The sequence below is a fragment of the Nocardia sp. NPDC057455 genome (assembly GCF_042802775.1).
Classification (GTDB): Bacteria; Actinomycetota; Actinomycetes; order Mycobacteriales; family Mycobacteriaceae; genus Nocardia.
In genome coordinates, this window is the sequence record NZ_JBHVDM010000037.1 from 15,885 (window position 1) to 37,715 (window position 21,831).

16 protein-coding genes and 1 riboswitch are annotated in these 21,831 nt (G+C 69.6%); of the genes, 9 read left to right on the forward strand and 7 right to left on the reverse strand.

The genetic code is table 11. The annotated features are described in order from the left end of the window. Positions 1-124: 124 nt before the first annotated feature. The 3 genes from ACFU5M_RS17065 to ACFU5M_RS17075 are packed head-to-tail and all read left to right on the forward strand — an operon-like array spanning position 125 to position 6,164. Complete coding sequence (locus ACFU5M_RS17065; RefSeq protein ID WP_379049824.1) at positions 125-2,671, forward strand: serine/threonine-protein kinase; 2,547 nt, start codon at positions 125-127, stop codon at positions 2,669-2,671. Then, complete coding sequence (locus ACFU5M_RS17070; protein WP_379049827.1) at positions 2,668-5,451, forward strand: protein kinase; 2,784 nt, start codon at positions 2,668-2,670, stop codon at positions 5,449-5,451. Before ACFU5M_RS17065 ends, ACFU5M_RS17070 begins: the two co-directional genes overlap by 4 nt. Then, the gene (locus ACFU5M_RS17075; RefSeq protein WP_379049829.1) at positions 5,448-6,164 is read left to right on the forward strand and encodes a cyclase family protein; all 717 of its coding nucleotides are present in this window, start codon (positions 5,448-5,450) and stop codon (positions 6,162-6,164) included. The genes ACFU5M_RS17070 and ACFU5M_RS17075 overlap by 4 nt, the downstream gene beginning before the upstream one ends. Before the next feature lie 3 nt (positions 6,165-6,167). Here ACFU5M_RS17075 and hpt read toward each other — a convergent pair whose 3' ends face one another. From hpt to dacB, 4 genes are all read right to left on the reverse strand, one after another. Further along, the gene (gene hpt, locus ACFU5M_RS17080; RefSeq protein ID WP_379049832.1) at positions 6,168-6,722 is read right to left on the reverse strand and encodes a hypoxanthine phosphoribosyltransferase; all 555 of its coding nucleotides are present in this window, start codon (positions 6,720-6,722) and stop codon (positions 6,168-6,170) included. 1 nt (position 6,723) lies between these two features. Then, on the reverse strand, positions 6,724-7,866 hold the full coding sequence (gene tilS, locus ACFU5M_RS17085; protein WP_379049835.1) for a tRNA lysidine(34) synthetase TilS: 1,143 nt from the start codon (positions 7,864-7,866) through the stop codon (positions 6,724-6,726). Between the two features lie 160 nt (positions 7,867-8,026). Beyond that, positions 8,027-9,136, reverse strand: coding sequence for a zinc-dependent metalloprotease (locus ACFU5M_RS17090; protein WP_379049838.1), 1,110 nt, complete (start codon positions 9,134-9,136; stop codon positions 8,027-8,029). Positions 9,137-9,149: 13 nt separating this feature from the next. Next, positions 9,150-10,589, reverse strand: coding sequence for a D-alanyl-D-alanine carboxypeptidase/D-alanyl-D-alanine-endopeptidase (dacB, locus tag ACFU5M_RS17095; RefSeq protein ID WP_379049925.1), 1,440 nt, complete (start codon positions 10,587-10,589; stop codon positions 9,150-9,152). A 217-nt stretch (positions 10,590-10,806) separates the two neighbouring features. Here dacB and ACFU5M_RS17100 point away from each other — a divergent pair, with 217 nt between their 5' ends. Then, positions 10,807-11,298 carry an inorganic diphosphatase gene (locus ACFU5M_RS17100; RefSeq protein WP_379049841.1) on the forward strand — a complete coding sequence of 164 codons (492 nt, stop codon included), beginning with the start codon at positions 10,807-10,809 and terminating at the stop codon, positions 11,296-11,298. A gap of 123 nt (positions 11,299-11,421) precedes the next feature. Here ACFU5M_RS17100 and ACFU5M_RS17105 read toward each other — a convergent pair whose 3' ends face one another. After that, a complete protein-coding gene (locus ACFU5M_RS17105) occupies positions 11,422-11,664 on the reverse strand; it encodes a hypothetical protein (RefSeq protein WP_379049843.1) in 243 nt (80 codons plus the stop codon). Positions 11,665-11,851: 187 nt separating this feature from the next. Further along, positions 11,852-12,673 carry a crotonase/enoyl-CoA hydratase family protein gene (locus tag ACFU5M_RS17110; RefSeq protein ID WP_379049846.1) on the reverse strand — a complete coding sequence of 274 codons (822 nt, stop codon included), beginning with the start codon at positions 12,671-12,673 and terminating at the stop codon, positions 11,852-11,854. 198 nt (positions 12,674-12,871) lie between these two features. Between ACFU5M_RS17110 and ACFU5M_RS17115 the strand changes: the two genes are divergently transcribed. From ACFU5M_RS17115 to ACFU5M_RS17125, 3 genes are all read left to right on the forward strand, one after another. Continuing rightward, entirely contained in the window at positions 12,872-13,186 is a 315-nt protein-coding gene (locus tag ACFU5M_RS17115) for a 2-oxo-4-hydroxy-4-carboxy-5-ureidoimidazoline decarboxylase (protein WP_379049928.1), read from the forward strand. A 54-nt stretch (positions 13,187-13,240) separates the two neighbouring features. After that, a complete protein-coding gene (locus ACFU5M_RS17120) occupies positions 13,241-13,717 on the forward strand; it encodes a YbaK/EbsC family protein (RefSeq protein ID WP_379049849.1) in 477 nt (158 codons plus the stop codon). 87 nt (positions 13,718-13,804) lie between these two features. Then, a complete protein-coding gene (locus ACFU5M_RS17125) occupies positions 13,805-14,356 on the forward strand; it encodes a flavin reductase family protein (protein ID WP_379049852.1) in 552 nt (183 codons plus the stop codon). Positions 14,357-14,395: 39 nt separating this feature from the next. Here the strand turns inward: ACFU5M_RS17125 and ACFU5M_RS17130 are convergent, their stop codons facing one another. Beyond that, a complete protein-coding gene (locus ACFU5M_RS17130) occupies positions 14,396-15,715 on the reverse strand; it encodes an aminotransferase class V-fold PLP-dependent enzyme (RefSeq protein ID WP_379049854.1) in 1,320 nt (439 codons plus the stop codon). 47 nt (positions 15,716-15,762) lie between these two features. Beyond that, positions 15,763-15,876, reverse strand: a riboswitch (SAM riboswitch). 705 nt (positions 15,877-16,581) lie between these two features. On the opposite strand from ACFU5M_RS17130, the gene ACFU5M_RS17135 reads away from it, so the two are divergent. After that, positions 16,582-20,493: a Pls/PosA family non-ribosomal peptide synthetase gene (locus tag ACFU5M_RS17135; RefSeq protein ID WP_379049857.1), complete on the forward strand. Its 3,912-nt coding sequence runs from the start codon at positions 16,582-16,584 to the stop codon at positions 20,491-20,493. Then, positions 20,493-21,830 carry a M1 family metallopeptidase gene (locus ACFU5M_RS17140; protein WP_379049859.1) on the forward strand — a complete coding sequence of 446 codons (1,338 nt, stop codon included), beginning with the start codon at positions 20,493-20,495 and terminating at the stop codon, positions 21,828-21,830. The genes ACFU5M_RS17135 and ACFU5M_RS17140 overlap by 1 nt, the downstream gene beginning before the upstream one ends. Position 21,831 lies beyond the last annotated feature (1 nt).

Genomic DNA, 21,831 nt, shown 5'->3' on the forward strand with positions numbered 1-21,831 from the left:
GCCGCAAGTTATCATTTCGAATACGGCACGGGGGATGATGGTGTGGGGTGTGGCGGAAAATTCCGGCCATCCGACAACGACCGATGCGGATTCCGCGGCGTCCGCCGAGCCACTAGGTCCGAGCATGAGTGCGAACTCTGGAAGAAGATCCGATCCCGACACAGGTGTTTCCACCCGTCCGAGGGGTGGCGACCTCTCGCATGCCGAATCCGACGCGGTTGCGGCGTTCTCGGCGGCGTGGAAATCCACCCGGCGCCCACCGCCGATCGCCGAATACCTGCCCGACGCCACCACGTTGCGCCGCGAGGCATTGCTAGAGCTGATCCGCGTCGACTTGCGCCATCGCTGGTTGCGTGGCCCGGGGGCGGCCACGAGCCCCACACCGGAACCGGGCACGCGGCTGCGCTTGACCGATTACTGCGCCGAATTCCCCGAACTCGCGTCCGGCGATATTCCGGCCGGTCTGGTGTACGAGGAGTTCGTCATCCGCCGGCAGAGCGGCGAGCGGGTGGATCCGCGCGAATGCCTGCGCGAATATCCGCGGCAGGCGGAGCAACTGCGCGAGTTGTTGAACGCCGACGAGATCGATCAGAGCACCCGCCGCGCGACCCCGGAGGATTCCCCCCGGACCGTCCTGGCACGTCCCGATTCCGTTCTCGCCGCCACCGCATTGAACCGAACCGCGGAGTCCGATCGTGATTCCGAGGTGACCAGAACGACCGCCGCCGATCTGACGGGCACGGCCGCCGCGCCCACTGCGATCGGGACCGGGCCGGGTCGCGCCGACCCGCTCGACCGCATCGAGATCGGTCAGCGCATCGATGACTTCGATCTGCTGACCGGTCTGGGCAGTGGTGCGTTCGCCCGGGTCTTCCTGGCACGGCAGCGCTCGCTGCAACGGCTGGTCGCGGTCAAGATCTCCTTGGACCACGGCACCGAGCCGCAGACGCTGGCCCAGCTCGACCACGACTACATCGTGCGGGTCTTCGATCAGCGGCTGCTCGACGACGCCGAAGGCGCAGCACGCCGGCTGCGGCTGCTCTACATGCAGTTCCTCCCCGGTGGCACGCTGCTGGGCGTACTGCGCTGGGTGCGCGCCACCCCGCCCGCCGAGCGCAGCGGCCGGCTCCTGCTGGACGCCGTGGACGCGGCCATGGAGGAGAAGGGCGAGATCCGGCCGACCGACTCCAGTGTGCGCGCCGAGATCGCGAAGCTGAGCTGGCCGGAGACGGTGGCCTGGCTGGGCCGCAGGCTGGCCGAGGCGCTGGATTACGCCTCCTCGCACGGCGTGCTGCACCGCGATGTGAAACCGGCCAACGTCCTGCTCACCGCCGAGGGCGTGCCGAAGCTGGCCGACTTCAACATCAGCTTCAGCCGCAACGTGGAGGGCACCAGCCCGGTGGCCTATTTCGGCGGCTCACTGGCCTACATGTCACCGGAACAGCTGGAGGCCTGCCACCCCAGCTTCGGCCGCAGCGCCGCAGACCTGGACACCCGCGCCGACATCTATTCGCTGGGCGTGGTGCTGTGGGAGTTGCTCACCGGCGCGAAACCCTTCGACGACCGGACGGCGGGCGCGGGCAACCAAGGCGACGACACCACACTCGAGGCCATGCTGGAGCGGCGCAGCGCCGGCCTGAACGAGGCCGCGCTGGAGCGAGTACCGGCCGACTGCCCCGCCGCCTTGTGCCGCGTACTGCGGACCTGCCTCGCCCCGGATCGGGCCGACCGCTGGTCCAGCGGCACCATCCTGGCCAGGCAGCTGGAGATGTGCCTGGACGCGCGCGCACGCGAGCTGGTCGACCCGGCACAGAACAGCTGGCGGCGGCGGCTGCGCCCGCACATCGTCCCGGTGGCGCTGGCGGCGATGGCGCTGCCGAACGTGCTCGCCTCGCTGTACAACATCCAACACAACCAACACCTGATCATCAGCCGGATGACCGAGGACGCCCAGCAGACCTTCCTCATCATCACCGGCGTGGTGAACGCCATCTTCTTCCCGACCGGCATCGGCCTGGTGCTGTACATGGCGAGATACGTGCTGACGGTGCCGCGTGGCCTGCGCAAAGGGCGCCGATACGATCCGGGGACTTTGCGGCGTGCCAGACGCGACGCGCTGCTGATGGGCGACCGGGCCGTGGCCGTGGCCTTTTCGCTGTGGGTGCTGGCCGGACCGGTCTTCCTGATCGCGCTGCAGGTGTCGACCGGGGAGATATCGGCGCGCTCTGTGGTGCACTTCTTCTCCTCGTTGGTGGTGTGCGGTGCGATGGCGGTCGCGTATCCCTTCTTCCTGCTGACCTTCTACATGGTGCGGTGCGTCTATCCGCTGTTCCTGCGGCACGGTGACATCAGCCCCGAGGACGCGGTCTGGCTGCGCGGCCTGGACCGGCGCTGCAACGGGTACCTCGCGGTGGCCGCCTCGGTACCGCTGCTCGCGGTCGCCGGAGTGACCTTCCTGCCCCCGTCCGATATCCCGTCGGTCATCTTCGCGGTCCGGTTGCTGTGCGTGGGCGGCATAATCGCGTTCGTGGGGACCTACCTGATCTTCCGTGCGCTGGAAGCGGATCTGCGGGCGCTGGAGCGGGTGGTCGATCCCGAAGCCGCCGAAACGGAGCCCGCCGAGGGCAGGCCCGCCCGAGCGACCACGACCGCCGCGGAGACCACCACGTGAGCTTGCCCCGCACCCATGCCGTCGCCCGGTTCTCCGCCGACTGGCAGCGCAGTCTTCATGACGACCGGTTGCCACCGCAGATCCGCGACTATGTGCCGGACGGCACGCAGGTTCGGTTGGCGGTGCTCATCGACCTGATCCGGGTGGATCTGCGGCGACGCTGGGAACACCAAGGGCTCGGCAAACGCATCGCGGAGTACCGCGAGGAGTTCGCCGAACTGGCGGACAGCCCCGAACTGGTCGATCTGATGTGCGACGAATTCTTGGCGCGCCGCGAACGCGGGCCGCTGCCGTTGGAGGACTTCCTCGCCGAATACCCGGACCTCGCCGGCGCGGTCCGCGAACGCCTCGCCGATTTCGCCGCCGACGACGCCGGTATCGACGCCGAGTCGAGCGAAGCCGTCGCCGCGCTGGCCGACCTCGCGCCCGGGCTGCGGATCGACGACTTCGACCTGATCACCGACTTGGGCGCCGGGCTGCTCGGCCGCGTCTTCCTGGCCAGGCAGCGTTCCATGCAGCGGCTGGTCGCCGTCCGGTTCTCGGCGGGCCGGGCGGGCGCACCACGCACGATGGCCCAGCTCGACCACGCCCACATCGTGCGCGTCTTCGACCAACGGGTGCTCAGCGCCGACGCCGCACGCACCCTGACGGTCGCCGGTCCGCCCGCGAACGGCGGCCACGCCGTCGCAGGCACGTCCGACGCGGAGGCGACCATCGCCGCGCCACGGCCCGCCCGCGACGCGACGCTCACCGATTCGTCCGACCTCGAAGCCACCGTCGCGGCGCCGCCGGGCCGCCTCAATGACGACGCGACCATCGCCCGGCCCAGCGCTCGCCAGCCCCGACGAACCGGCGCAACTCCCAGCCGACGACCCACGGACGACCCGACAATCGCCCAGCCCGGCACTCCCCACACCCGACGAACCGACGCGACCCCCAGCCGACGACCCACGGACGACCCGACAGTCGGTGCATGCGCCGCGCGAGAAGACAGTGACGACACCGTCGTCTCCGGTACTCGCCGCGGCGGTGCCCCGATCTCCGAGCACGATGCCGGCCGATCCCGCCGATCGGGCGAGGGCACAGCGGTTCTCGCAGCACCGGACGCGACGGCGGTCGACCGGACGATCGATCCGGACGCGACCATCGCGAGCCCCGCCGACCACGGCGGCTCCGCGCCCGGCCGACCGCCGCTCGTACCGGATTCTCCAGCGACCGTCCCCCCGCGCCTGGTCTACATGCAGTACCTCCCCGGCGGCACGGCGGTCGGGCTCCTCGAGCAACGCCGTCGCGGCCCGGTGACCGACGGCGGCGCGCTGCTGCTGCGGGCGCTGGACACCGCCATGGAGGCCAAGGGCGAGATCCGGCCGTCGGATTCCAGCGTTCGCGCCGAAATCGCACGATTGACCTGGCCGGAGACCGTGGCATGGGTGGGCAGGCGGTTGGCCGATGCCCTGGACTACGCCGAGCACCACGGCGTCCTGCACCACGACATCAAACCGGCCAACGTGCTGTTCACCGCGGAGGGCATCCCGAAGCTGGCCGACTTCGCCCTCGGCGAGGGGGCCCGCGCTTCGGCGCCGCACGGTCCCGGCGCGACCGGTGCCCTGGCCTACCGCTCCCCGGAGCAGCTGGCCTGCTACCTCGATCCCGGCGCGCCCGCTCCCGGCAACGGCAGCGACGTGTACTCCCTCGGCGTGCTGCTGTGGGAGATGCTCACGGGCGCGCTCCCGTTCGACGATCCGCCGTTCACCGATGGCCCCGCCACCGAAACGTACGCGGCGATGCTCGCGGTGCGCCGCCGCGGCGTCTCGCCGGAGGCGCTCACACGCCTGCCGGAAGAAACCCCCGCCGCGCTGCGCCGCGTACTGCTGGACTGTTTGCACGCCGATCCGGAACATCGCTGGCGCGGGGGCGCGGAACTCGCGGGCCAACTCGACCTGTGCCTCGACGCGCGCGCTCGCGACCTGGTCGATCCCCCGCCCGACAGCCTCGCCTACCGAGCCCGCGGGTGGCTGCTCCCGGTCGCGGCGCTGTGCGTCGGCGTGCCGAACGTGCTGGCCAGCTTCTACAACATCCAGCTGAACCAGAGCCTGATCATCGACCGGATGTCGGCCGCCGACCAGGAGAAGTTCGCGGCGGTCGGATTGATCAACAATCTGGTCGCGTTCCCGGTCGCCGCACTGCTGTTGCTGTTCATGACCCGGCGGCCGCTCACCATCGCGTACCGCCTCGGCCGCGGTTCCGGGTACTCCGCGCGCACGCTCGCGAAAGCGCGCCGCGACACCTTGCTGATGGGCGACTGGGCGGTGTGGATACCCTTCGGCTTCTGGCTGGTCGCCGGGATCATCTGGCCGCTGGGGCTGGCCTCTTCCGGCGTCGCCCTTCCGCGCGGTACCTTCCTGCATTTCTTCGCGGCGCAGGTGGTGTGCGCGGCGATCGCATTGGCCTATCCGTTCTTTCCGATCATGGTCTACGCGGTGCGCTCGATCTATCCACAACTTCTGGTGCGCGGCGGTATCGGCCGCGACGACGAACGCCAACTGCGCGCGCTGGCCAGGCGCGGCAATCTCTATCTCGGTGTGGCGGCGTCGGTTCCACTGCTGGGCGTGGCGAGCGCGACCTTCGTCGAGGCCACCGACCTGGAGCTGGTGATCGTTCCGGTCCGCGTGCTGAGCGTGGGTGGCATCCTGGCATTCGTGCTGACCTATCGACTGTTCCGGCTCCTCGAAGCGGATCTGCTCGCGCTGGCCAGGGCGATCCCCCAGCGTCAGCGATGACCACACCGCGCCCGCTGGGGCAGCTGGTGAACCTGTCGCACGTGCACGATCCGGTCACCACCCCGCTGTACCCGGGCGATCCGGAATTCCGCGCCGACGTCGTGGCCACGATCGCGAACGACGGCTATTACCTGCGCTACATCCAGCAGGGCGAACACACCGGAACCCATTGGGGCGCACCGATTCATTTTCGTGCCGACGGGCTGGCCGCGCACGAACTGGAGCTGGACGATCTGCTGCTGCCCGCGGTGCGGATCGACGTCCGGCAGCGCTGCGCGAACGATCGCGACTACGCGATCACGGTCGACGATCTGACGCGATGGGAGGCGCAGCACGGCCGGATTCCGGACGACGCGGCCATAATCGCCTGGACCGGCTGGGACGCCAAGTGGGGTACGCCGGAGTTCATCGGCACGGGTGAATCGGCCGGTCGGCAACCGGGTTTCGCGGTGGAGACGGTGGAATGGCTGCTGCGCGGCGGCAGGCTCGGCCGCCGTGGCGCGCTCGGCATCGATACGTTCGGCCCCGACGTGGGCGCCGACGAGTCCTACGCGGTGTCCAAGCTGCTCTACGGCGAGCACCGGATCAGCTTGGAATGCTTGGCGAACCTGGCCGCGCTGCCCGCGACCGGGGCGTGGGTGCTGGTCGGCGGACCGCTCTACCGCGGCGGTTCCGGTTCCCCTGCAACGATCTTCGGCATCCTCACCGGCTGAGTCTCAGCCGCCGTAGACCTTCGGATCCAGGGTGCCGATGTAGGGCAGGTCGCGGTAGCGCTCCGCGTAGTCGAGGCCGTAGCCCACCACGAACTCGTTCGGGATGTCGAAGCCGACGTGCGCGACTTCCACGGGCGTGCGTAGCGCGTCGGGCTTGCGTAGCAGAGTGACCACCTCCAGCGACGCCGGATTGCGGGTGGACAGGTTGCGCTTGAGCCAGGACAGCGTGAGCCCGGAGTCGATGATGTCCTCGACGATCAGGACGTTGCGACCCGCGATGTCCTTGTCCAGGTCCTTCATGATGCGCACCACGCCGGAGGACGAGGTCGACGATCCGTAGGACGAGACGGCCATGAACTCCATCTGGGTCGGGATCGGCAGGGCCTTGGCCAGGTCGGTCATGAAGAAGATGGCGCCCTTGAGCACCCCCACCAGCAGCAGATCGCCCTCTGCAGCGTCGGGCGGATACCGCTTGGCGATGAGTTCGGCCAGCTCCTGGGTCTTGGCGGCGATCTGTTCCTCGGTGATCAGCACCGACGCGATGTCGTCCCCGTACACGTCAGCCGGATTCCCTTCCGTGGTGGTGAGCCCGTTGGGCCGGTTGGGTCTGCTTCATCGGTCCGATGCCATCCTCGCCCAGCCGCAGTGTCAGCCTGCCACGTTCGCGCCCGGCGACCAACCTGCTATCCGGACGTCCTCCACCGACCGCCACGCCGCCCTGCCCGCGCCAAGCCGTAACCAGTTCGTCGACTGCCTGTAAATGCTTAGTGGTCAGGGCTTTCGCTCCATTGTCGAGCAGCCATGCCCGAATTGCCCGTTTGCGAAGGGCGGCGGGCGCAGTGGCGAGGGTCTCGATCACCAGCGCCTGCCCATCACTCGCGGTATGCCGCAGCTCGGCGGCGAGCGCGTCCAGGACGGCGCCGTCCTCCTGCAACTGCTCGGCCGTGCGCGCCAACGCCGGAGCCACCCCGCCGCCGAGGATCCGCTCCAGCAGTGGCAATGCCTCGGTGCGCAGCCGGACCCTGGTGAACTGCGGCGCCGCGTTGTGCGGATCGTCGTGCGGTGTCACGCCCAGATCGGCGCACATCTGCCGGGTGGTTTCCCGGCGTACGCCGAGCAACGGCCGTCCCCACGGCTGCGTACAGGCGGCCATCCCTTGGATCGAGCGGCCACCCGAGCCTCGCCCGAGTCCGAGCAGCACCGTTTCGGCCTGGTCGTCGAGGGTGTGCCCGAGCAGCACCGGCAGGCCCGCGCGTGCCGCCTCCAGCGCGGCATAGCGCGCCCGGCGCGCGGCGGCTTCCATACCGCCCTCGGTGCCGACCTCGACCGCGAGTACCCGGGCGGACCGGCAGCCCAAGGCAAGAGCCTGTGCCGCCGCCGCGGCGGCGACCGCGCCGGAACCGGGTTGCAGGCGATGATCGACCACCAGAGCGTCGACCGCGTGCGTCTCGACCACCGCCGCCGCGGTGAGCGCCAGCGAATCCGCGCCACCGGACAAGGCGACCGCGACTGCCCGGTCTTCGGCTTCGCGCGGCCCGAAACCGCTCAGCCACTCCCGGACGGCCCTGCGGACGGCAAGCACTGCCGCGGTCTCCGGCAGCCGCCGCGCGGTGCCGGTCGCGGGCGCGGGCCCTCGCGCGGGACCGGATGACCCGGTCTCGAACCCGAAGCGCCCGGGTGTCGTTCCTGGCGCACGCCCCATGGGCGCAGCCTACCGGCCGATCGTGCTGCGTGATCCACCGCAGGGCCGGGAACCGGCGCGCTCGCCCAAGCCGACACGCGCTCGATCCAGCGCTGCGGAACCGGCATATTCACCCAGGCCGACACGCGCTCGATCCAGCGCATCGGGCCGGCATACTCGCTCAGGCCAGCACGCGCTCGATCCAGCGCTGCGGATGCTCGATCTCGTCGGTGCGCGGCAGGGTGTCGGCATCGGTCCACACCGTGTTGAACCGCGTCATCCCGACTGTGCCGACCACCTCGTCCACGAACTTCTTGCCGCGCACGTATTGGGCGACCTTCGCGTCCACGCCGAGCAGGGCGCGCAGGAGGCGTTGCACCGGGTTGGTCGGACGCCTGCGCCGCTGGTCGAACGCGGTGCGGATCTGCTCGACCGACGGAACCACCGCCGGACCGACCGCGTCCATGACGTGGTCGGCGTGCCCTTCCAACAGGGTTCCGAGCATGAGCAGCCGATCCAGCGCCTCGCGCTGCGGCGGCGCCTGGGTGGCGCGCAGCAGGCCGACCACACCGCGCGCGGCCGGGTCGTCGGAGGCCGCCCCGCGCCGACGGTCGCGCACCTCATCGACCAGCCGGGACAGCATCTCGCTCACCGGCTCGTCCGCGACCTCGCCGAGTACCTCGACGTTGGCGCGCATGTAGTCGCCGAGCCAGGGGGCGGAGGAGAACTGCACCCGATGGGTCACCTCGTGCAGGCAGACCCAGAGCCGGAAGTCGCTCGGCGACACACCGAGCGCCCGCTCGACGGCCACGATGTTCGGCGCGACCAGCAGCAAGGTGCCGTCCGATCCGGTGAACGGGTCGTACTGGCCGAGGATCGCGGTGGACAGGAAGGCGAGCATCGCACCCGCCTGCACACCGGCGGGTTTGCCCGCGAGAAGCGTGCGTTCGGGCCGCGCCGCGCCGGTCCCGGTGAGCTGGGCCATCGACTCGGCCGCGGCAGTGATCCACCCCGGCCGGTCCACGATCCTCGCCGCCGGAACCGGCCGGTCGTCCAGCAACCCGCTGACCTCACGTACCGGCGCTTCGGCCCGCACGGAGGAATCCGCGAGTTCGGCGACCACCTGTTCGGCCGAATAGCGCGACGTGCGCGGACCGGCGGGCACCAGGGCGGAACCGGTTCGCGCGGCCAAGCGCCAATCGACCACGCCGGACAGACCCGAGCGGACCTTTCGCCGCTCGTCCGCACCGGCGGAGCCGAATCCGGCTGTCTCGGAACCTTGCTGGGTCATGATCAACCACCCGTCAGGAGCATCCACAGTTTCGCAGCGTGCCTGCGATCGCGTCCAACGCGGGCCTGCTCGCCTCCGGCGGTCGATCGTTCGACATCAGAGCGAAGGTCAGCACCCGCCCGTCGGCGTCCAGCACATACCCGACCAACGCGCTGGACACCGACAGAGTTCCGGTCTTGGCCCGTACCCAGCCCGCGCCCTGACGGTCCCGGGCGACGTAGCGGCTGGTCAGTGAGCCCGTGGCGCCCGCGACCGGCAGATCGTCGAGCATCGGCGCCAAGGTGGCCGCGACCTGGTCGTTCTCCGGCTTGGCCTTGGTGCCGGCCGGTTGCACGGCCGTGGCGCCGGTGGGCTCGGCCGCGGTCGCCACGACCCGGTCGAGCAACCGCGCGGGAATCCGGTCGTCCACCGAAAGCCCACTGCTGTCGTGCATATCCAGGCCGGACAGATCGAAACCGGCCTTGCTCAGCGCCGCGCGCACCGCGGTGACCCCGCCGGTGAACGACGCGTCGCCGCCGGTGGCCGTGGAGATCTCCCGTCCGATCGTCTCGGCCAGCACGTTGTCGGAGTGCACCATCATGTCGCGCAACCGGTCGCGCAGCGGCGCCGAGCGCACGGAGGCGATCTCGGCCGCACCGGCGGGCGCGACGCCCGCGCGCACTCTGGCCGGGTCCAGCCCCAGATCGGCGGCCAGTCGCCGCCCCGCGTCGAGAGCGGGCGTGGCGGTGCGCGGCGAGTACTCGACGAGCGGTTGCAAGCGGCCGCCGTCGATCATCACCGGCTCGATCGGGGCGATGGAGCCTTCGGGGATGTCCACCGGGTCCCAGCCCTGCGCCATGGTGGGCCCGGTGTAGGCCGAGGTGTCGACGACGATCGTGTCCACCGGACGTCCCGCCGTCTTGATCTGCGTGACCAGGTCGGACATACGCGGCCCGTTCGGGTAGTACCCCTTGCCGTCCGGTTGCGCGGTGAGCGTCGGATCGCCGCCGCCGACCAGCACCAGTTCGTTCGGCGCCGAACCCGCGACCACCTTCGTGGTCACCCGATGCTCGGCGGGCAGCGTGAGCAGGGCCGCGGCGCCGGTGAGGATCTTCGCGGTGGACGACGGGATCATCGGCCGGTTCGCGTCGCCGCTCCACAGCACCATCCCGCTGTCGGCGTCGGTCACCTGGCCGGCGAACGCGCCGAGATCCGGATTGGCGATCACCGGAGCGAGCGCGGCGGCGATCTTCGCGGGGCTCGGCGCGGAATCGGTGGACCGGGCCGGACCGATCTGCGGGGACGGTGCGACCGGAGCGGGCGGGGCGGCGATGGTCAGACCGCCGTGCCGGAACTCGTCGGTCCACGGCCGCACCGCGAGCAGTGCCACGGCGGCAGCGACGATCAGGACGACCACCGCGCTCGAGATCCAGATCCACCTGTTGCGACGCCGCCGGGCGGCCAGCCCACCGATGTTCTCGTTGCCACCAAACACGTCGCCGCCGCTCTCCTGACCGATTCCCGCAGCAGCCGCCTGCCGCACCCATATCCCCGACGCCCACACTATCCTCGTTGCGCAACCGTTCCCCCGAACAACCTGGCGAGTCGGCACACTCCGCAGCGGCCGAGTCGGCAGTCGCCGAAAAGCAGCCGAGTCGCCGAACTCGGCACCGATGCACGAAGGAGATGGCGTGGAGTTCGACGTCACCATCGAGATCCCCAAGGGTTCCCGGAACAAGTACGAAGTCGATCACGAGACCGGCCGGGTCCGGCTCGACCGGTTCCTGTACACGTCCATGGTCTATCCCGCCGACTACGGCTACATCGAGAACACCCTCGGCGAGGACGGTGACCCGCTGGACGCGCTGGTCCTGCTGCCCGATTCGGTGTTCCCCGGCGTGATCGTGGAAGCCCGTCCGGTCGCGATGTACAAGATGACCGACGAAGCGGGCGGCGACGACAAGGTCCTCTGCGTGCCCGCGGGCGACCCGCGCTGGGACCACATCCAAGATCTGAAGGATGTGCCGGAGTTCGAACTGGCCGCGATCAAGCACTTCTTCGAGCGCTACAAGGACCTGGAGCCCGGCAAGTTCGTCAAGGGTTCGGAATGGGTCGGGCGGGCCGAGGCCGAGGCCGAGGTGGAGGCGTCCATCCAGCGCCTGAAGGACCAGGGCGGGCACTGAAAGCCCTCGGGCACAACGAAAGCGGGGAGTCCGGTAGGTACGGACTCCCCGCTCTGCTTTCCTGGCACGAAAGATGAAAAGGGACACCCGGAAACCGGATGCCCCTTCTCGGCGTCAGGTGGCTCAGTAGTAGATGTACAGGTCCCAGCCGTCCCAGGACTCGATGCACTCCCAGTAGTAGCCGCCGGTGCTCGGCGACTCGCCGTCGGCCCGGCAGGCGTACAGCGTGGCGTAGGTCCCGACGTAGGTGCCGCCGTAGGCGACCTCCTGGTAAACCGGCGCGGCCGAGGCCGAAGCAGCCGTCGACACCCCGGCGACGGCTGCGGTGGCCAGCAGACCAGCGGCGAGGAAAGACTTGATACGCATTGTTCTTGCTCCTGAATGCGAGGCGAAATTTCCGACGTCCCAAACGATATGGACGATCGGCGCCTCACACAGCCACCCCTAGGGTGATGGCAAGGCAACCCTGAGGCGAATCACCTTGCCCACCCTCGATACCCACCCTCGGGTGCTCGGACGGCGCACTCACCGGGGTACGGGCGCGCCGCCGGTATCACTGGCCGCGGAATTCGGGCGCGCGTTTTTCGAAGACGGCCTTGATCGCCTCGGTGAGGTCCTCCGAAGGCAAGAACGCGGAATTCCACGCGGAGACGTAGCGCAGGCCCGCCGCGATCTCGTCCTTACGCCGCTGATCCAGCACGTCCTTGACGCCCTGCACCACCAGCGGCGGGTTCGCGGCGATCTCGCGCGCGGTGGCATGCGCCGCGTCCAGCACCGCCTCCTGATCCGCGAAGACGTCGTTGACCAGGCCGATCTTCTCCGCGCGTGCGGCGTCGATGTCCTTGGCGGTGTACGCCAGCTCCCGCAGGTGCCCCTCGCTGATGATGCCGGGCAGCCGGTGCAGCGAGCCGACGTCGGCGACGATCGCGACCTTGGCCTCACGCAGGCTGAACTTGGCCTCCGCACTGGCATAGCGGATGTCGGCCGCCGCGATCAGATCCAGTCCGCCGCCGATGCACCAGCCGGACACCGCGGCGATCACCGGCTTGCGGCAGTCCGCCACCGCCGTGATCGAGCCCTGCATCTTGCGCAGGCTGGTGAGGAAGTCGGTGCGCGGCGCGGCCAGAGCGCGGTCGGCCATCAGCGGACCGAACGTGCCGCTCATCGCGGGCAGGTCCAGACCGTAGGAGAAGTGCTTCCCCGAGCCGGTCAGCACGATCGCGCGCACCTCGGGATCGGCGTCCAGCGCCTGGAACACCTCCGGCAACTCGCGCCAGAAATCGGGACCCATCGCATTGCCCTTACCGGGGCCGATCAACGTCACCTGCGCGACGTGATCCTTGGTTTCGACGGTGAAAGCCTGCCAATCTGTCATTTGTACAGCGTATCGAGACCACACCGGGCCGGTATTCCGGCCCGCGCGACCTCGGTATGCGAGGATTCGCCGTGCAGCCTCGCGATATGTAAATCCTGTGCAAACTAGCGACGGCGCACTGGTTCCCGGCAAGGGATACAGCGGATCATGGTCGAGTCAGCAAACCTCATCTGTCGGTTTCCGGAGGACACCATGCTGATGCATCGGGGAATCGGCCTGGGCCGATTCAACGGTTTGCCGCGCGGCCGCGCGATTCACGCCCTCTACGAATGCTGCTGCATCGTGACGTGGGCAGCAACGCTGGCCGACGCTCGCCCCTATCCGGATCGGGACGCGCTGCTGAGCAAGGCCGATGCCGAACTGCTCGCGTTGTCCGGGCAGGACGTCGACCGCGCCTTCGAAGCGATTGCGCACGAACCGGTCTCGTCACGCGACCCGGGTGAACTGGCGCGGATCACCCGCGAGCGAATCGCCGGAATGCTCGGGCCCGCCGAGGGCTATCCGGAATACTGAGCCCGCAGCGCGACTTGCCCGGCGTACCGACGGCAATCGCTCTACCCTGGTGAGATGCGCAGGTCGTCATTGCCACCGGTCGCCTGCCGGGTCGCGGACACCCTCATCTCCCGGGGTCATCACGGTCTCATCGTCGCCCAACCGGAACCGACCCACACCGCCGCGGACGCCGCGCGGGCACTCGGCGTCGACCTGGGGGCGATCACGAAATCACTGGTGTTCCTGCTCGACGACGACCCGGTGCTGTTGCTGGTCTCGGGGGCGCATCAGGTCGACTTGGTGAAGACCGGCGCGCGCCTGGAGGGGACGCTGACCCGCGCCCCCGCCGATACGGTGCGGGCGGTGACCGGTCAGCCCATCGGCGGCGTCGCACCGGTCGGTCACCCGACCAACCTGCCCACCTGGGTGGACAACGCGCTGGGACGCCACCGGGAGCTGTGGGCCGCGGGCGGGCATCCGAACACCATCTTCCGCACGTCCTTCTCGGAGTTGCTGCGGATCACCGCGGGTCTTCCGATCGACGTCGACTGACTCGGAATAGTCGCGGCGAGCCCGATACCGGCACGAGTGCGACCCACGCCACCCTCACGGCGGAGAGTCCGGGCGTAGGTTCGTGAGGTGACCGAAGCACCACGGCCCGAGACGGAACTACAGATCCCCGATGATCTGAGCGGCATCACCGCGGAGCAGTATCGCGCCTCCATGCGCCACTATCCGGCCGGCGTCACCGTCGTCACGCTGACTTCGCCGCAAGGGCCCGTCGGCTTCACCGCGACCTCCTTCGCCTCGTTGTCGCTGGATCCGCCGCTGGTGTCGTTCAATATCGCGCACACCTCCTCCAGCCTGTCCGCCATGCTGGACGCCGAGTCGGCCGTCATCCATTTCCTCGGCGAACACCAGCAGCACCTGGCTCACCGGTTCTCCCGGACCGCGCAGGAGCGCTTCACCGACCGTGCCCTGTGGACCACCCTGGACACCGGCGAACCGGTCCTGCACGGCACCCCGATCTGGATGCGCGTCACGGTGCACCAGCTCATCCCCATCGGCGACCACACCTTCGTCGTCGGCTTGGTCACCCGGGTCCACGACAACACCGACGAGAAGCCCGCCGCCGCGCCACTGCTGTACTACAACGGGCGCTACTACCGACCGATCGCCCTGAGCGACTGACCCGAGTTCGCAACCCGCGCGGATCGGGAAACCGCGGCTTCAGCCGACCAGGCAGGGGGCCGCGCCGGTGGGGGCGGTGGAGGTGAAGGGGCGCGTTTCGGGGATGGGGTTCCAGACGCCGTTCTCGGCGGCATAGTTCCACGTGGGGCCCGTTCGCGCGAGAGTGGCGATCGCCTCGATCAGGCGGTCCACGTCGGCGGAGGTGGTGCCGAGGCCGATGCTGGCGCGCAGTGCGCCGTCCAAGCCGAGGCGGGTGAGCAATGGGTGGGCACAGAAACGTCCGTCGCGCACACCGATGCCGTGTTCGGCGGAGAGATAGGCGGCGACGTGGCCGGGGGCGAAATCGTCCAGGGTGAAGGCGACGATGCCGACCGAGTCGGGGCTATCGATCCAGATGCGCAACAGCTGGACGCCGGGAATCGTGGCCAAGCCGTCGCGGAGACGGTCGGCGAGCAGGTGTTCGTGCGCGGCAAGGGTTTCGGCGTCGATGGCACAGAGCGCGTCACAGGCGGCGGCCAGCGCGGCGGCGCCGAGCACGTTCGGCGAGCCTGCTTCGTGCCGCTGCGGAGCGGGTGCCCATTCGGCGGCGTCGCTGCGCACCTCGCGCACCGCGCCGCCGCCCGCCAGGTAGGGCTGCGCCGCGTCGAGCCAATCCCGCTTGCCCACCAGCACACCCGCGCCGAACGGCGCGTAGAGCTTGTGTCCGGAGAACGCCAGGTAGTCGATTCCGGTGTCGCGCAGGCTGATCCGCCGATGCGGGGCCAACTGGGCCGCGTCCACCAGGATCCGGGCGCCGCACTGATGCGCGATGGTGGCCAGCCGCTCCAGCGGAAGCACCTCGCCGGTCACGTTCGATGCGCCGGTCACCGCGAGCAATGCGGCGGGCCTGCTGCACAGTTCGGCGACCAGCCTGCCGATGGTCTCCTCGACCGTGTCGGCGGCCTGCACCACGCGCCTGCCCCGCCTGGTCCATGGCAGGAAGTTGGCGTGGTGTTCGATGTCGAGCACCACGGTGTCACCAGGGACGCAGGAGGCGAGCAGGTTCAGCGAGTCGGTGGTGTTGCGGGTGAAGACCACCACCTGGTCGTCGGCGGCATCGAGGAACCGGGACACCGAACCGCGAGCGGCTTCGTAGCACTCGGTGGAGATCCGCGAGGCGTAGCCCGCGCCGCGGTGCACGCTCGCGTAGTACGGCAGCAACTGCTGTATACGGTCGGTGACCTGCGTCAATGCGGGCGCGCTCGCGGCGTAGTCGAAGTTGGCGTAGGCCGCCGTTCCGCCGTGCACCAGCGGCACACGCAGTTCGTCACCGGATACCCGGGCGAAGGCGGCACAGGGGTTGTCGACAGCAGTAGTCATCACGTGAATCCCGTCGGCTCAGGGACCCGCGATCGAATGATTCGTCGAGTCCGCGCTTGCCGCGCCCGGTTGGGCGGCGGCCGGGTCGTCACCCGGAGCACCCCACCGCGGAGGAGGGTTGCCGGCCAGCAAGCCGGGGCTTTGCGCTGGCACTCGTGACCAGACCCGAGAGTGGCAGAAGCGCCCCGGCGCTGTCAACCACATTCCGCCCGAGTCCCCACGAGCACCGCGTGGACATAACCACCACGCGTCGGCCATTACAAGCACCCCTACGACGACAGGCGAGCCGCGCCCGCCTCGGGATTTCGCACGCCCGCCGGCAACCGGCTCCCGCTCTCGGGCGGGCCCGCCTCGGTTCGCCCGGCGGTTACCGCCGGGCCGGTCCGCCGCCGATGCGACTCGACGCCGGCTCCGGCGCCCCGCTCGTCTCCGTAGAGGCAGAGCTTCTCCGGCGCCATCCGTATCGAACGCGCTGAGCCCGATCGCGGCGGCCCGCTACGGCTCCCTCCATGACCGGCCGGAGCGAGCAGCCTCCCCACGCACCCCGTTGTCGGCGCCCTCGCGGGAACCAGTTCGGGATCACTGTGATGAGCCGAATCACACCCCCGGTTCAGCGATCTTCTGGCGAACACGACAGGCGAGTCGCCAACCAGCAATTTGCCTTGCCGGAGTGGCGAATATCTATCCCACCTGCAACAACACGCACCGCGCCTGCCGATCCGGCATCCGGTCCGGTGAACAACAAGCGACGACAACCCCGAGTACCGTGGACAGCTGGCCATAGCGCTGTTTGCCCTTTGGTAACCCAGCTATGACACAACAACGGGAAAGTGTGAGGCAAGTCGATGGGAGGTGCGCAGAGCACCATGCTCGAGACAGACGTCGACGCGCCGGCGGGCCCGTTGTCACGCGGCGATCGCGCGCCGGAGGCCAGGACGCTCGTCGACATCCTGACCGCGACGGCACTCGCCCATCCCGACGCCCCCGCCATCGATGACGGTCACCTCGTGCTGTCCTATCTGGAACTGGTCGTCGAGATCGAGAAGATCATGGCCCGTCTCGCCACGGCGGGCGTGCGGCCGGGCGATCGGGTCGGCGTGCGCATGCCGTCGGGCACCCGCGGGCTCTATGTGACCATCCTCGCCATCCTCTACGCAAGCGCCGCTTACGTACCGGTCGACGCCGACGACCCGGACGAGCGCGCGCAGCTGGTCTTCGGGGAGGCGCAGGTCACCGCGATCGTGACCGCCGATGGCATCGAGACCACGGCCGCGGGCATTCGCGCCGCGGAGCAGCAGCGCGAGCAGACCTGGTCGACGCTGCCCGCTCCCGGCGACGACGCCTGGATCATCTTCACCTCCGGTTCCACCGGCACGCCGAAAGGGGTTGCCGTCACCCACCGCAACGCCGCCGCCTTCGTCGACGCCGAAGCCGACCTGTTCCTCCACGACGCCCCGATCGGTCCGGGTGACCGGGTTCTCGCGGGCCTGTCGGTCGCTTTCGACGCGTCCTGCGAGGAGATGTGGCTGGCCTGGCGCAACGGCGCCTGCCTGGTGCCCGCCCCGCGTGAGCTGGTGCGCACCGGAGCCGATCTCGGTCCGTGGCTGGTGCGGCGGGAGATCAGCGTGGTCTCGACCGTCCCGACCCTGGCGGCGACCTGGCCGGTGGAGGCGTTGGAGGCGGTGCGCCTGCTCATCTTCGGCGGCGAGGCCGTCCCGCCGGAACTCGCCGAGCGACTCGCCGGGAACGGTGCTGCGGCTCGCGAGGTCTGGAACACCTACGGCCCCACCGAAGCCACGGTCGTCGCGTGCGCCGCGCGCTTGGACGGCCGGTGGCCGATCCGGATCGGCCTGCCGCTCAACGGTTGGGACCTGGTCGTCGTGGACCAGGCGGGTAATCCGGTGGCCGAGGGGGAATCCGGCGAACTGGTGATCGGCGGCGTGGGACTCGCCCGCTATCTCGACCCGGTCAAGGACGCCGAGAAGTACGCGCCACTGCCCTCCGTCGGCTGGGAGCGGGCCTACCGCAGCGGCGACCTGGTTCGCAACGACAGCGCCGGACTGATCTTCCTCGGCCGCGCCGACGATCAGATCAAGCTGGGCGGGCGGCGCATCGAACTCGGTGAAATCGATAACGCCCTGCAGCACCTGCCGGGAGTCACGGGCGCCGCGGCAGCCATCCGGACCACCACGGCGGGTAACAAACTTCTGGTCGGCTATCTGACCGGACCCGGCCCGGACTTCGATGTCAAGGCCGCCCGCGCCGTCCTCGGCGGACAACTTCCGGCACCGCTGGTGCCCAGGCTCGCGGTGGTCGACGAGCTACCCACCCGCACCTCCGGCAAGGTCGACCGCGACGCGCTGCCCTGGCCGCTGCCGAATGCCACCGAAGACGACGACGACAACGACCTGACCGGCACCGCGCAGTGGGTCGCCGGACTATGGGATGCCATCCTGGGCGCCGAGGCCGGCGATCTCGATGCGGACTTCTTCGACCTGGGCGGCGGCTCCCTCGCGGCGGCACAGCTGGTCAGCGCCTTGCGCGAACGGTATCCGCAGATCGCCGTCGCCGACGTCTACGACCATCCTCGCCTCGGCGCGCTGGCCGAGTTGCTGGAGCAGACCACGCCCACGGTGGCCGTCGCCGAACGGACGGTGCGGCCGACGCCGCTGCCCGCGCAAGCGACGCAGGTGCTCGCCACCATCCCGCTCACCACCCTGACCGGACTGCAGTGGTTCACCTGGCTGGCGATAGTCGGCAATATCGCGGCCTGGTCGGGTTCGCTGCCCTGGCTGCCCCAGCTGTCCTGGTGGTGGACGCTGGTCGCGTTCCTGCTGTTCATCTCTCCGCCCGGCCGCATGGCGATCTGCGTGGCCGGCGCGCGGCTGCTGCTGCGCGGCATCCGGCCGGGCAGCTATCCGCGCGGCGGCTCGGTGCATCTGCGGCTGTGGGCGGCGGTCCGTCTCTCCGAGGCCAGCGGCGCCGAGAACCTGTCCGGAGCGCCCTGGATGGTGCCGTTCGCCCGCGCCCTCGGCGCGAAGATCGGCAAGGGTGTCGACCTGCACAGCCTCCCGCCGGTGACCGGCATGCTCGAACTCGGTGACGGGTGCAGCGTGGAGCCGGAAGTCGACCTGTCCGGCTACTGGATCGACGGCGACGTGGTGCGTCTCGGCCCGATCACCATCGGCCCAGGGGCGGTGGTGGGCTCGCGCTCGATCTTGTTGCCCGGCACGAAGATCGGCAAGAACGCCGAGGTGGCGCCCGGCTCCGCGGTTTCGGGCAAGGTGAAGGCGGATCAGGAGTGGGCCGGTTCGCCCGCGGTGAAGGTCGGCAAGGCCCAGCACCGCTGGCCCGCGCACACGCCCGATCGAGCCCGGCACTGGGTGGGCATCTTCGGGATCACGTCGATGGCATTGGCCGCCGTGCCGATTCTCGGTATCGGCGCCGGTGGCGCGTTCCTCGCCTGGTTCGTTCGCAATACCCGCACGCTCGCGGGCGGCGCGGCGCGCGCGTTCGCCGTGCTTCCCGTCGCGACTCTGCTCAGCCTGGGTGTCTACGCCGCGACGACCGTCATAGCGGTCCGGCTGCTGAGCATCGGCCTGACCGAGGGCTACCACCCGGTGCGCAGCCGGGTGGGCTGGCAGGCATGGGCCACCGAGCGGCTGCTGGATTCCGCGCGTACCTTCCTGTTCCCGCTGTACGCCAGCCTGCTCACCCCCGTGTGGCTGCGCTTGCTCGGCGCGAAGGTGGGTAAGAGCGTCGAGGCGTCGACCGTGCTGCTGCTGCCGAAGTTCACCACCGTCGCCGACGGGGCGTTCCTCGCCGACGACACCATGATCGCCGGTTACGAACTCGGCGGCGGCTGGCTGCACATCGGGGAGGCGAAGGTCGGCAAGCGCGCCTTCCTCGGCAACTCCGGGATGACCGCGCCCGGCCGCCGTGTCCCGAAGAACGGGCTGGTCGCGGTGCTGTCGGCAGCGCCGTCCAAGGCGAAGCCCGGCTCGTCCTGGCTGGGCAGCCCACCGGTCCGGCTGCGCCGCGCCGCGGAGAACGCCGATACCGCGCGTACTTTCGACCCGTCCGCGCGCTTGCGCATAGCCCGCGGCATCGTCGAAACCTGTCGCTTGATCCCGGTGCTGGTGACCTTCGCGATCGGGCTCGGTGTGCTTTTCGCCATCGCCTGGCTCGCGCAAACGTTCGGCCATCTGGCCGCAGGGCTGCTCAGCGGGCTGGTACTGCTGGCAGCCGGCGCTGTCGCGGGGGCGAGCGCGGTAGCCGCCAAATGGTTGCTGGTGGGGCGGATACGCACCGGGGAACATCCGCTGTGGAGTTCGTTCGTCTGGCGCAACGAGGTCTCCGACACCTTCGTGGAAACGGTTGCCGCCCCGTGGTTCGCACGCGCGGCCACCGGAACGCCCGTCCTGAACCTCTGGCTTCGCGGTCTCGGCGCCCACATCGGGCGCGGGGTATGGTGCGAGTCCTACTGGCTACCGGAGGCGGACCTGGTGACTCTCGGCGATGGCGCGACCGTGGAACGCGGCTGTGTGGTGCAGACCCATCTGTTCCACGACCGGATCATGGCCATGGACACCGTCACCATCGGTGCGGGCGCCACCCTCGGTCCGCACTGCGTGGCGCTGCCCGCCTCGGCGCTCGGCGACGGCGCGACCATCGGCCCGGCTTCCCTTGTCATGCGCGGTGATTCGGTGCCCGCCTCGACGCGCTGGTGGGGCAACCCGATCGCGCCCTGGTTCACGGGCGACCCCGGGGCGCGCTGATGACGGGCAAGTTCTACGAAGCCCCCATCGACGAGTACCTCCCGCAGAACGGCAACCGGGGGTATCGGGTCACCCGGTACGAGCTGGAACTGGCCTACCGGGTTGCCGCCAACCGACTCGCCGGCCGCGCGGCGATCACCGCGGTGACCACCGAAGTGCGAACCAGGTTCGCGCTCGATCTCGCCCAGGCGCTCAGCGTGTCGAAGGTGTCCGTCAACGGGATCAAGGCCGCGAAATTCGCCCATCAACACGGCAAATTGATCGTCACGCCGCAGCAGCGGATTCCGGCGGGCGGCGTGCTCGCGCTGGTGGTGCAGTACGGCGGCACCCCGAAACCGGTGCGCGGGCCGTGGGGCGAGGTCGGGTGGGAAGAACTCACCGAAGGCACGCTCGTGGCCAGCCAGCCCAACGGCGCCGCGTCCTGGTTCCCCTGCGACGACCACCCGAGTTCCAAAGCGAGCTATCGGATTTCGATCACCACCGATTCGCCGTACTACGCGGTAGCGAACGGAACCCTGCTGCGCAAGCAGACCAAGGCCAGCCAGACCACGTGGGTGTACGAGCAGCCCGAACCGATGTCGAGCTACCTGGCAACCATCCAGATCGGTCACTATCGCAAGCACCGCATCGGTTCCTCGCACTCCGTGGTGCCGATGCATGCCGTGCTGCCACCGCGGCTGCGCGCCAACTTCGACCACGATTTCGCTCGTCAGCCGCAGATGCTCGAGGTTTTCAGCGAGAAGTTCGGCCCCTATCCGTTCGAGGACTACACCGTGGTCGTCACCGACGACGAGCTGGAGATACCGATCGAGGCGCAGGGTATCTCCGTTTTCGGCGCCAACCACTGCGACGGCAGGCGCGGCGCCGAACGGCTGGTCGCGCACGAGCTGGCCCATCAATGGTTCGGCAACAGCCTGACCATCCGGCAGTGGCGGGACATCTGGCTGCACGAAGGTTTCGCCTGCTACGCGGAATGGATCTGGTCGGAGGCCGCGGGCGGACCCACCGCCGACCAATTGGCCCGCGCCGCGCGGCACAATTTGTTCCGCGAGCCCCAGGACATCGTCATCGGCGATCCGGGGCCGCACCGCATGTTCGATGATCGCGTCTACAAGCGGGGCGCGCTCACTCTGCACGCCCTGCGCCTGGAACTCGGCGACTCGACGTTCTTCGACCTACTCCGGGAGTGGACTATCCGCTACCGTCACTCGTCGGTGACCACAGAGGAGTTCACCGACCTGGCGGGGCACTACAGCCTGGTGTCCCTGCGCCCTCTGTGGGACAGCTGGCTGCTCGCCGAGCGACTACCGCAGCTGCCGCCTTACGGCGGCGCGTAGC